Source organism: Nocardia anaemiae NBRC 100462, from assembly GCF_001612725.1.
In the GTDB taxonomy this organism is placed as follows: Bacteria; Actinomycetota; Actinomycetes; order Mycobacteriales; family Mycobacteriaceae; genus Nocardia; species Nocardia anaemiae.
The window spans coordinates 1-10,112 of the sequence record NZ_BDAZ01000107.1 but is presented as its reverse complement, the minus strand read 5'-3'; the positions used below and the strand labels follow the sequence as shown (position 1 = coordinate 10,112).

The 10,112-nt window shown below is 62.9% G+C and carries 10 protein-coding genes; 5 read left to right on the top strand and 5 right to left on the bottom strand.

All coding sequences use genetic code 11. From position 1 onward, the window contains the following. Positions 1 to 527 precede the first annotated feature (527 nt). Entirely contained in the window at positions 528 to 896 is a 369-nt protein-coding gene (locus NA5_RS38460) for a hypothetical protein (protein ID WP_062993962.1), read from the bottom strand. A gap of 1,269 nt (positions 897 to 2,165) precedes the next feature. Here NA5_RS38460 and NA5_RS38455 point away from each other — a divergent pair. The 4 genes from NA5_RS38455 (at position 2,166) to NA5_RS41115 (ending at position 4,477) form a co-directional block, all read left to right on the top strand. Beyond that, entirely contained in the window at positions 2,166 to 2,405 is a 240-nt protein-coding gene (locus NA5_RS38455) for a YbaB/EbfC family nucleoid-associated protein (protein WP_040686805.1), read from the top strand. Beyond that, positions 2,402 to 2,695 carry a type VII secretion target gene (locus NA5_RS38450; protein WP_062993961.1) on the top strand — a complete coding sequence of 98 codons (294 nt, stop codon included), beginning with the start codon at positions 2,402 to 2,404 and terminating at the stop codon, positions 2,693 to 2,695. The genes NA5_RS38455 and NA5_RS38450 overlap by 4 nt, the downstream gene beginning before the upstream one ends. A gap of 77 nt (positions 2,696 to 2,772) precedes the next feature. Then, entirely contained in the window at positions 2,773 to 3,915 is a 1,143-nt protein-coding gene (locus NA5_RS38445; protein ID WP_157110899.1) for a DUF6973 domain-containing protein, read from the top strand. Positions 3,916 to 4,123: 208 nt separating this feature from the next. Further along, complete coding sequence (locus NA5_RS41115; RefSeq protein WP_157110898.1) at positions 4,124 to 4,477, top strand: hypothetical protein; 354 nt, start codon at positions 4,124 to 4,126, stop codon at positions 4,475 to 4,477. A gap of 294 nt (positions 4,478 to 4,771) precedes the next feature. Here the strand turns inward: NA5_RS41115 and NA5_RS38435 are convergent, their stop codons facing one another. After that, on the bottom strand, positions 4,772 to 6,211 hold the full coding sequence (locus tag NA5_RS38435) for a hypothetical protein (RefSeq protein WP_157110897.1): 1,440 nt from the start codon (positions 6,209 to 6,211) through the stop codon (positions 4,772 to 4,774). Positions 6,212 to 6,320: 109 nt separating this feature from the next. Between NA5_RS38435 and NA5_RS38430 the strand changes: the two genes are divergently transcribed. After that, positions 6,321 to 7,283, top strand: coding sequence for a hypothetical protein (locus NA5_RS38430; RefSeq protein WP_062993957.1), 963 nt, complete (start codon positions 6,321 to 6,323; stop codon positions 7,281 to 7,283). A 37-nt stretch (positions 7,284 to 7,320) separates the two neighbouring features. Here the strand turns inward: NA5_RS38430 and NA5_RS38425 are convergent, their stop codons facing one another. From NA5_RS38425 to NA5_RS38415, 3 genes are all read right to left on the bottom strand, one after another. Beyond that, the gene (locus NA5_RS38425; protein ID WP_174555323.1) at positions 7,321 to 8,094 is read right to left on the bottom strand and encodes an ExeA family protein; all 774 of its coding nucleotides are present in this window, start codon (positions 8,092 to 8,094) and stop codon (positions 7,321 to 7,323) included. A gap of 38 nt (positions 8,095 to 8,132) precedes the next feature. Continuing rightward, complete coding sequence (locus tag NA5_RS38420) at positions 8,133 to 9,560, bottom strand: DDE-type integrase/transposase/recombinase (protein WP_218020260.1); 1,428 nt, start codon at positions 9,558 to 9,560, stop codon at positions 8,133 to 8,135. Between the two features lie 94 nt (positions 9,561 to 9,654). After that, positions 9,655 to 10,112, bottom strand: a 458-nt coding sequence (locus NA5_RS38415; RefSeq protein ID WP_218020259.1) for a helix-turn-helix domain-containing protein, incomplete at its 5' end; no start/stop codon positions are given.

The following is a 10,112-nucleotide window of genomic DNA, read 5'->3' as shown; positions in this document are numbered from 1 at the left end:
CTGCCGCGCTAGGCTGCGGAGCGGCCCGGTGCTGCGTGATCTCGTACATGATCACCCGACGTGGTGGTCCTACCTGCCGCCGCTGCTCCCGCGGGCCGCCACTTGACCAGGATAGGGTCGTGGATCTCGCGACACATCAATGCGTTCCGCCGGTTCCAGGCGGCGCTACGAGGTGAGTTGACGTTCACGTCGATGCCTGCGCATGCTGTGACCCGCACGGCTGCTAGCTGGCGGGTCTGTCGCCGAGTTGTATTGGGCGACGAAAACTGTATCTATTCAGCCCAATTGCGACCCACTGGTCCTGTATAGGACATGAACGAACGTCCGTATACCGCCGCTATTGGGCGCTGTACGAGGCGGCCGTGCGGAACGCCCAAAGATCAACGGACCGAGATCATCTCGGTAATCGCGCAACCGAACTTCCGGAACAGCCAATTCGGGACGGATGGCATTAACGCATGTGCGCCGCCTGCACGGTCGAAGGCCAAGCGACACTCGACAAGGTGCCGCACGAGTCGAGGACAGCTCTACAGAACCTCGATCCGCGTAGGCTCGGGCAGCGCCCGTGGACGGTCATCCGTATACCAGGCGTACTCGATTCCGCTGAGCCTGCCGTTCTCGACCCACAGGATGACCTCACCGACAGGTGCCCCGTTCCGGTCCGTGACCGCTCCGCTGGCGACGATCCCGTCCGTCGATCCGGACGCTGGCACCGCACCGGGCAGCACAGCCAGCTCAACGCTGGGCGAACCGACACCCCAGGTCGCGACGACCCGCGCGAACGGGAGCTGCGACAGGAACTCCCCCACACCGGCAACCCCGGAGGACAGCAGCTTGGTGACGACACCGGACTCGAGCTCGGTCAGCGCCCGCGGCTGAATCGGAGTGATACTCATCGGTTCACCTCGGTTCTCGCGCTACGTCACGGAATGTGCGTGCCGATGCCGATTTTGAAGACACCATCGATCATGGCGCCACGAATATGGACAGTCTGGCCAATAACCGTGTGCACCAGAGGATTCGACCCGTTGTACACACCATCCGGGGACACCCTGAACGCTCTCGATGATCTTCATCATCGCCTCCTCGCCACCCGGCGACTGCCCCAGCCCGTTCGGACCTGAATAGCCGACCTCCTCACACGGCTCGGATTCACCGAGATCCCACCGAACCGCGTCCGCAAGACCGTCCGGACACAGTTGGCCCGAGGACTCCGACCGCAGCCAGTCCGACATCGCGATCGCTCCCTCTCAGCTCGCCGACACCGAGGCAATCACGCGTCGGCACTATGCCCAGCGAACTCACGTCGGCCCGCCCTTCCCGACAAATAGAGAATAAATAGAGAGTTGGCCCTACTGGACAGGTCTCCACACGCCCCTGGCTCGCTGACCAGGTGGTTTGTGGGGCGGGCGGGGCTCGAACCCGCGACCAATGGATTCGCAGTCTACGGCTGACAAGCGCCTTCGATCAGATTCGGGTAGCTACATTTTCATACGTCTATCAGCACGAATATCTGTCAGCCACAAGACGCCGGATACGTTGGCATTCTGTGTGTTTCGGGCGGATTCGGATGAAAATGGAGAGTAAATGGCGACCATGCGAACCACGGATGCGCCCTTTGCCCGAGCCTACGGCAGCCATGTCGCTGACGCCAATCTCTCCCGGTGAGTAGACCAGCGAGCCCACAGCTATTGGCGCAGCGACCAATTCAGGCTCATCATATGAGTCCTCACAGCCTGGGAGCGCGACCAACAGGGCCGCGGTACGCGCCCTGTTGGTGTCATCTGAAGGCGGAAGGGTTTGTGGGACAGGCTCGTTGGTTTCGAATGCAGCACGGGCACCGGCGGGCGAGGTGCCGGATGTAGTTCAATGGTAGAACTTCTGCTTCTGCCCCAACAGGATTCGGCTCTCTGCGATCATCTTCGCTCACATACTCCTGCCAGCCTGAATATCTCATGGCTATCTTCTATTGAATCATGCTGCGCCGCACCGGATTCGGCCGGATTCTGCTGAAAATAAGGAGTAAATACGGAGTTCCGTACCGCCCATGCCGCGACCTTGCGGGGCACCCCGAAGGCCCTCGGGCAGTAGCAGAGGCCCGATCTAGGTAGGCTTTCCGGGGAGCGCCACTCGACGGGGGAACAGCGATGACTAGCGATGAGCGAATGCTCGAGATCCAGCAGATCAATGAGCGACTCGCGGCGGTGCGCGGCTCCGCGCGTTCCAGAGACGGCAGCGTGAGCATCGAGACAGATGCCGGCGGTCGGATCACCGACCTCTACATCGCCGACTATGCGATGGACAACGGCCCTCAGCACCTGGCCAACCTCATTATCGACCGTCACCGTGCCGCACTGGGCAACGCCGAAGCCGCAGCCGTGCAACTGTTCGAGGAGTCCAGGTGAACGTCGACCCCGGGAAGATGCGCGCGCTCGCGGCGTCCGTACGCATGAATGCGGGCAGGATCACGACGAAGACGCCGATCGCGAAGGTGAGCCGTGATCTGGCCCGGGAGCGGATGGCGGATTCGAACCTCGCTGTCAAAGTCGAAGAATCGCTGAAGGCGATGGACACCGTGCTGGCATACCACAATCGCCGCCTGAGCAGCTTTTGCGACAGCGTGGAGACCGCCGCTGGTGTCTATGAGCAGACAGATGCCGACTGGGCTACCCAACTCGAGCAGCTGGGGGGCTAGCGGTGGCAGATGGGCAGTCGCTGACCATATCCAAGGTGCTTGGGTGGGACCTACGCTATCTCGGTCAGGTTGTCGACATGATGAACGAGACCTACAAGTTCATCGAGATCGAGGCCACCGCAGCGGGAAATGCGATAGAGCAGTCCGACGACTACTTCGACAGTTCGGCGGGTGACGCGGCACGACGGCGCGGCCAGGAAGATCGCACCGACACGATTCAGACCTCGGACGTCATCGAACAGATGGCGTCGAAGCTCAGCTCCCTGGTCTCGACCCTGGAAACCAATATTTCGAAGATCCGAACCCGCAAAGCCGAAGCCGAGGAGTCGAGATGGGATCTGTTCGTCACCGAGGACGGCCACGTCAAGTCCCGCACATCGAACGCCGAAACCTACAGCGACTACTTCCCGTTCGGTGATGTCGCAGTCGTTGCGAAGGAAATCGTCACCCGGCGTCTGGACAACTTCATCTCGGCCGCCTTCACGCTCGTGCAAAGAGCGGATCAGGAAGGCGCGGAGATCTACATCAAGGAAATCGAGAAGCTGTCCGACCGGGTGAAGCAGGGATTGGTTGTCAAGCCGGACGATCCGCAGCTCGCGAAAATCCTCGAGGACTATCAAACCGATGTCTCCACCGGGCTGCCGAGACTCTGGCCGGTCGGGTGGCCAGCCGACATCCTCAAGGATAACGGCATAACCGTGAGCCCTTCGCTGATGACCTCCGAAGAGATCTCGGCCATGGAGAACCTGCTGCAGAACCAGGGCGTCGACGCGGTCGCAAAAGCCCTCACCCTGCCCGACCTGGCCAGGAACGCCGCCTTGGCAGAGTATCCGGACTCCGTCGCCGATGGCCAAGGTGATGCCTATCGGCACATGTACTGGAATGCCCTCATGTCGCAACAATTCGGTGAGGACTGGGCGCAAACCTACGCCACGGCCCACGAGAAGACCGGCGGCAATACGCCCCAACGTGAAGCAATGGACCTCTACAACAATGAAATCGGGCGCGCGATCGGGGCAGCCAACCCCAAAGCCACTCCCGAAGAATTGGCCGCACTGGTCGGACAGCAGATCAAGGACGGCAAAGCAGTAGTCATCCAGACTTCGAATGCCGATGGCAGTCAACTGCCCGCCCCGCAGATCACCTGGAGCAATCGGGTGACCGAGGCGATGACCGGATCGCCGGCCGGCGTTGGTATTCCGCTACCTGGGAGCAAGTGATCATCTGATGAGAATCCGAACCTTGGCCCTCGCCGCCGGTTTGGTACCGGTGCTGCTGGCTGCCGGATGTGGGTCGGACCGGTCCACTGATCATCGGGACGCAGTGAGTACCGACTGTCGTGCTTCGTTCGACGTGCGGTCGGGCGGATCATCACCGAGTGGCGTATTCACTCTTCTGACTGCCGCGAGGCAGGCGGCTTCCGGTGACGTGCCGGTCAAGATGGTGGAGATCACCCGAGCCGCCGGTCTCCGGGACGAATGGGACACCATGGTGGTCGTTACGCCGGGCATGAAAGCCGACAGGGTGAACGAACTCGCGAATACCCCCGGAATGTGCTGGCAGAACTTGCCCGGTCCGTACAACGACGACAAATCGACAATCGCCTACTATCTGTTCCTCCGTGGCGGGAACCCCGTGCGTGCTGCGGCCTGGTGGTTCCCTACCGATGACGAACTGGACTTCCGTTGGACCAGTACGAAAGTCGTGTACCCGGATACCGTGCTCACCCCGCTGCACTCACCCGGCGCCGATCCCAAACTCCGTGTGGCTCCTGCGAATTGAGCCAAATCCGCGGATAGTTGGATAGCGTCCGCGGCAATCGGAAAGGTGTCCCTGCGACCATGCGAGGTTGACAGCCATGGGGAACGACCGGCACCGCCGAAAGCGCATGACAGGGGGTCGCGAACGCATTTCAGCTGGTAGATAACGGTTTGCGAGGCGGGCGGAGATCGAACCCGTGACCAATGAATTCATCTCCGCCGTTCATCATGCTCACCCACCACTGAACTCGTCAGAGGTAGCACTCCAGCAACTCTGGCCTAACGCCTGCCGGGGAACCCGAGACCAATCCGCAAGTTATCGCCCGAGCTTTCCGAGCTCCCAATCCGAAGGCCATGGCCGGGACAACGAAAGTTCGTCGAGAGATCTCATGTGGTAGTCCTTGTGCGGGCCGTCCGGACTCCATCCCTTGAGGTAGGGACGCAGATCATCGGCGGCAGGCTCGATGTCGAAGTCGATTACGCCCAGCGCGGCGAGACCTGTTGTCGGATCGAGACGTTCGGCCAGCTCTCGTCCGCCTACACTCCAATTGCGCAGATTGACAGCCAATTTCGGATCGCCATCCTGGTCCGCAACCGCGGCGGCGCTATCGAGGACGGTGCAGATTTGACGGAGGTCTTGCGCGGCCCGCCACGCGCGAAGGGCGGCGACCAATGTTCTTCGTCGCAGCATGGCCGTTGCCTTCGGTCGGGCATCAGCCAACGTCGACTCCCACTCCCGCTGTTCTTCGGCTTGTTGCCGCTCCCATTCCGCCAGCTGCGCCAGGTGCTTTCGATGGTCTTCCTCACGCTGACGCTCGGCTCTGTCGAAGGCTGCTTTGACATCGTTGATGATCTGGCGAACACGCCGTTCCAGGGGCGAGCGCTTGTCATCTGTCCAGGTGTTGGAATTGGTGCTCCACGACGAGCCGATCGTCAGTCGTAGCTTTCCCGTCGGTTTGACTCCGTTGTACGAATACTTGATCTGCCACCGATCTGCCGGGTGCCCACGCGAGTCGACATAGTCCTCGACCAGGGTCAAGTCCCATTGCGCCATGCCGACGCGGTACCCCAGCTTGGCGTACTGGCCGCGGCGCGCGATGCGTACTTCCTGGTCGTGTTTGGCGGCTGCGTTGTTGAGTTCGAGTAGGAACCGCACCGCGCGCTCACGCTGGCTGTCACTGACCTGAATCGCCGCGGGATTCTCGGTGAGCAACTGGCGTAGGTCCTGTACGCCGAACTTCGGCTTCCGTGCTCTCAATCGCACACGGTTCCAATCGGTTTCGTCAGGTTGGTCGGCATCCAGGAGACGCACGATGATGTCGCCGCTGGACCGGCCCGTGTATCGGAGAACCCGCCCCTTCGGCACGAGCCCGCTCTGTTTGGCGGCGTGAACCGCACGCCGGTAGGCGGCTCGTGTTTGTTCGTCCGGTTCCGAGATCCGAACGGTTTCATTGGGTGCCTTACGAATACGGTCGATCAACGTCTTGGCCTCCGCTGTCTTGGTCGCGAAGTGACCCGTGGTTGACACCGGCGCCTCGGGATGACGGCCATGCTTGAGGTAGTACTTGCCGGCATCGGTGATGCTGGCAGTGAACACACCTGCGCGTTTCGAAATGGTAATCAGGCCACGAGCCTGGAGGGCATATGCGGTCGTTCGCTGCGGAGAGTCATCTGGCTTGCTCAACGTGTCACCGTCTGCGATCCGCTCCAGGAGATCGGCTTGTCGGTCATTAATCGGATCGCTCCGCCGCACCATGGGCCCATGGTGCGCGCTCCGTCACTGTGATGTCCCGCAAATTGGCGAATCGGGTACAGCCGCGCCCGGCACCCAACACACTCGTTCCAACGACTGTGAGGAACCGACAATGGACATCGGCGACGAGTGGATCTACCGGCTACGAGACCGGGCCCCATCCGAGCGGGTTCGCATCCTCGCGATCGAGCGGAACAAGCAGCGGGTGCGGGTCGACATCGAGTTTCTCGACGGGGACAAAGCCGGAACCCATGAGAACATCCCAGGTAATCGGCTTCGAGGACCGTGGAGCAAAGCCGAGCAATACGACCGTGAGATGGCCAACTGGGACCGACTGCAAAACGAATACGACCTCACCGAGGCGGAAGAATACGCGATCGACCAGGTCTTCTATCTCCTTGTGCCCGAAGAAGTCGCAACCTGCGATCTCCGCCCAGCCAAGTACGCGGTAGAAGTCCACAGCCGTAAGAAGTTCGAGAAGTTGCTGGGCACACCACTCGCCGAAATCACCTCCACCGCAGCATCGTTCGACCTGGACGCTGCCACGATCTTCTCCGCAGTCGGCGCTCTCATAGCGGCCGAACTGATCTGCCATCACAACCCAATGCCGGTCCTGGACTGGGTGATCGAAGAAGAGAAACAGCAACGAGAAAGCTGCAAGCGCGGCCGAACCTACCAGGCACACGACGGCTCCGGCGAGCGAACATCGGACCCTGAGTGGGAATACCAGTGGTACCTCCGACACGACCGACCCGTGCACGAACTGCTCCGCCAATGGTGCGGCCATCGAGCGGTCACGCTCCAAGAACGGCTGGTCGCGGCCGAAGCAGAAGTACGTCGACTCGACGTCCTCGTTGCCCGTCTGATCGATATCGTCAAGGAGCACAACGGCATGCTGGCCGATGTCTTGGAACGACAACACGAAGAAGAACGCATCCGTCCCGAAACAGCACGCCTGTCGGCCGTCGCTGAGTTTGCCGATGTTGGCGTCATCGGCGGTGCTGATGGCGCGGAGATGGGAACGGCCTCGCTCGGCAGGGTGAGCGAGGCCGTGGTCGGTGTGGTGACGGTGTAGGTCGTCGACTTGGTGGTGGCGCCGATGCTGATGTTGGTCAGTCGTTGCCGGTTTCGGTGATGGCGATGCGGGCGGATTTCTCGTCGACGATGGCGTTGCCCGCGGCGAACGCTGCGGTGAGAGCGTGGACGGCGAGGTTGTTGACCGCGCGGGGGTGACCGCGAGAAGCGTTGTGGATCAAGCTGATTGCGTCGTCGGAGAACAGGGTGTCCTGGCGGCCGGCGAGTCGGCAGTGGTGGCGGATGTAGTCGGCGGTGTCGTCGGGTTGCATGCCGGTGAGGGTGTAGCGCACCGAGATTCGCTGGTCCAGCGCCGCCAGGACGCCGAGGCGAAGGCGTTGGCGCAGGGTGGGCTGGCCGATCAGCAGGGCGGCGAAGGGGCTGGTGGAGTCCATGTCGTGGTTGGTGAGCATCCGGATCGCTTCGAGTTGATGGTTGTCCAGCAGGTGCGCTTCGTCGATGGCAACCACGGGCAGTCTCCCTCTTTCTGCTGCTTCGGCGGATAGGACGTCGGCGGCCTGCGGGGTCAGCATCGCGGTGTGGTAGGCGGGCTGATGCCCGAGGGAGGCGACGATGTGATGCAGCATGCCGCGGACCCCGATCGAGGGGTTGGGCAGATAGATCACGATGTGGCGGGAGGAGTCCAGGCTGGCGGTGGCAGCGCGGACGGCGACGGTTTTGCCGGCGCCGACCTCGCCGGTGATGACCCCGATCGCGCGTTGGTCGACGCACCAGGTGATGCGGGCGACGGCTTCGCCGTGACCGGGGTGGCGGTGCAGCATGCCCGTCGCGAGGTCGCGGCCGAAGGGCATGCGGGTGAACCCGTAATGTGATTGCAGACGTTGAATACTCACTGCTGGGCCTCAGTTCCGCCGACCTGGGTGTCGAGAGTGTCGGCCCGGTAGAGGGCGTCGTAGCCGATGCGCTGATCCCGGCGCAACTGCTCATGGTGCGCATCGGCGGTGAGTTTCAGGTAGTCGATGCCGGTCGCAGGGCGCGGTTGTTCACCGATCTCGGGCCGCGCTTTCGGGTGTGTGTGGCGGGTGATGGTGTGGGGCAACGCATTTCCGTAACTTCGGTCGCGGTAGCGGACGTCGATGGTTTCCATATCGAACGGGGAGAACACCAACTCGACCCGCCGCCCTGCCAGGGCCGGGTCGACGGCATAGGTGTTGGAATGCAGCGAAACGGTGCCGGTCTTGGTGACCATCCGCTGCTCGCTCCAGAGAAACGCCTCGGTCAAATCCGGCGCGGTGGGGATCGCTGGCGATCGGTTGCGCCTGTCCCATCCGGCCTCCCAGCGGGATAGTGGTGTCTGCCCGGTCTCGCTGTGTTCGCGGCGGTGGTATTCGATTTCGACCCAGGCCGCGAACAGGCCGTTGAGCTCCAGCAACGCGGACCGGTAGTCCATGCCGGACTCGGCGATCTCCTCGGCGGTGGTGTCGGAGACCTCGACCAGGAACTGGTCGCGGACGGTGCGAAACAGTCTCTCGATTTTCCCGCGGCCCTGCGGGCGGCCGGGAGTCGAATGGACCAGGCGGACACCGAGTTTCGCGCAGGCTCGAAGCAACCAGGCATCGACGAACGCCGACCCGTTGTCGACATAGACCGATTCGGGAACTCCTCGGCTGGCCAGGGCCGGCTCCAGCGCAGCTGCCAAGCGAACGGTGTCCTCGGCGAACCCGAACCGATACCCCGGCAACAACCGGCTGTGATCGTCCAGAAAAGCGAACAGATAGGTCTTGCGGCCACCCACTTTCGGTCCGTGCAGGGCGTCGCCGACCCAGAGCTCGTTGGGGTGGTCGGCCTCGAACCGGCCGAACACCACCGACTGCCCGCCAGCGGCCGGGCCGACGAGGTCGAGGCGGTGAAAGTGCCGCAACAGCGTCGATTCCGAGGGCGCCCACCCGGTCGAGGTGCGCAGGATGCGCTGCACTTGGGCGACGGTGCGGGCCGGGTTCTCCCGCTTCAACGCCGCCGCCATCTCCAATGTCGCGGCGTCGATACGGGTGCTGGACTCCCGAATCGAGGGCACCAGCTCCTCGAACCCGCCGCGACGCCAGCGGCGGATCCAGCGATCGAGGGTGTCACGCGAATAGGCGACCCGGTTGCCGAATGGATCGGTATGGGTGCGAGAAGCGATGTCGCGCACGATCTTTCCTCGCGCCTTCGGCCCCAGCCCTTGGTCCAGGGCCGGGCAGATCAACTGATATCGGAACAACGCGATCGCCTGCGCCCGCTCACGGCGACGGGCCTGTTCCTGATCAACGGCACTCAATGCTGATGTCCTCCTTACTGACTCACCAAGCCCGACGCCAGAACATTTGCCGGGCAACAACATCGGTGAGGATCGCCCGTTTGCGATCACGACATCAGGGGCAACTCGTGTTGGGACACCCCTGCTCACTCTCAGCAGGCCAGTCCGGCGCGAGAAGCCGACCGCCCGAGGCGGCCACCACCAGCTCGGCCGGCGTCACCATGCCGAGCTCGGCGAACCGGTCACCGACCACCGCGGCCGCCCACCCGACCGCGGCCAGCATGTCCTTCCACCCCGATCCAGCCGTCTTCGGCACCGTCACATCCACCCCGGCCGTCACGGCCAACCTCACGAACTCCGCCCGCACCACCTCCAGTCGGCCACCCGCCCGGCGCAGCCAGCCCCGCACCGTGGCAGCCACCACCCCGAGCCGAGTAGCGACACGACGGTGCCCCAGGCCCGCCGCGCGATGTTGCAGCGCGGCCCAAATCACCTGCGCCGCATATGCTCTGCGCAGCAACAATGTCACCGGCAACAACACATGCGTCACCCCGCAGCCGCGGCAGCGGGCCC

Excerpts from the sequence above, each read along its gene's own strand:
- NA5_RS38455 (WP_040686805.1), top strand. The coding sequence starts at position 2,166 with ATGCTCGAGATCCAGCAGATCAATGAGCGACTCGCGGCGGTGCGCGGC.
- NA5_RS38430 (WP_062993957.1), top strand. The coding sequence starts at position 6,321 with ATGGACATCGGCGACGAGTGGATCTACCGGCTACGAGACCGGGCCCCA.
- NA5_RS38445 (WP_157110899.1), top strand. The coding sequence starts at position 2,773 with ATGATGAACGAGACCTACAAGTTCATCGAGATCGAGGCCACCGCAGCG.
- NA5_RS38425 (WP_174555323.1), bottom strand. The coding sequence starts at position 8,094 with ATGCCCTTCGGCCGCGACCTCGCGACGGGCATGCTGCACCGCCACCCC.
- NA5_RS38460 (WP_062993962.1), bottom strand. The coding sequence starts at position 896 with ATGAGTATCACTCCGATTCAGCCGCGGGCGCTGACCGAGCTCGAGTCC.
- NA5_RS38435 (WP_157110897.1), bottom strand. The coding sequence starts at position 6,211 with ATGGTGCGGCGGAGCGATCCGATTAATGACCGACAAGCCGATCTCCTG.